Genomic DNA, 815 nt, shown 5'->3' with positions numbered 1-815 from the left:
TTGCTCGCGAAAGCGGTGTGTCAGTCAACGATGATGTTGAAGCTGATGACCCCTTCGCGAGCAAGCCCGCTCCCACACGAACAGGGCTCAGCCTTAAGGCCGATACATCAAATAAGCCTCACCCGTAACCCGAATCATTGGGTGGGGCGTGATCTGGCAGGTATCGACGATCCGGAAGCCGTGACGCTCATAAAACCGCCGGGCGCCGGTGTTCGCCGCGTAGTCGATCAAACTCAAGCCGTTGAGCCCCAACCGGTTGGCACGGTCGTAGGCGTAGGCGAGGAACTGTTTGCCCAAGCCCTGATTGCGCCAGCCCTCATGCAGAGCCAGGCTCGAAATATAGAGGGTGTCGGGGATTTCCATGGTGGCATACGGTGCCAGGACCGGGTCGGTCACGGGAGCGGCCAGGGGATCGTGGCGCATCACGTAGCTGTGCAGCATGCCGATGACCTCTCCCTCGGCCTGCGCGATCAGGCAGTTCTGATAGGAAAAATCGACATCTTCACGGGCGTAACGAGCGGCACCCACCTCCAGCAGATCCTGCCCGGGCTCCGCCAGCTGGCTCCAGATGTAATCCGAAGCACCCTCTGATGAAATCTGGAACAAACGGGCGATCTCGCGCGCATCCGTGCGCAATGCCGGACGAAATTCAACAGCCATTATTTCCCCATAAACTTCGATGAGATGATTTTCAGGTTCTGCGTTTCCGGTATTTCATCTGTTCGGGCACGAGCACTCTGTGGGAGCGGGCTTGCTCGCGAAAGCGGTGTGTCAGTCAACGATGATGTTGAAGCTGATGACCCCTTCGCGAGCAA

The 815-nt window shown here is 58.2% G+C and carries 1 protein-coding gene; it reads right to left on the bottom strand.

Annotation, left to right across the window (positions count from 1 at the left end; translation table 11 throughout):
- Positions 1–93: 93 nt before the first annotated feature.
- Positions 94–660 (bottom strand): GNAT family N-acetyltransferase, encoded by a 567-nt coding sequence (locus tag AC1RQB_RS28225; RefSeq protein ID WP_063342308.1) that lies wholly within the window; start codon positions 658–660, stop codon positions 94–96.
- Between the last annotated feature and the right edge of the window lie 155 nt (positions 661–815).

It is taken from the genome of Pseudomonas sp. GW822-FHT02E03, from assembly GCF_058802325.1.
The sequence above is the reverse complement of the archived record's forward strand: the minus strand, read 5'-3'. Positions and strand labels throughout refer to the sequence as shown.

Bases quoted from the DNA above. Each gene is read 5' to 3' on its own strand.
- AC1RQB_RS28225 (WP_063342308.1), bottom strand. From the start codon at position 660: ATGGCTGTTGAATTTCGTCCGGCATTGCGCACGGATGCGCGCGAGATC.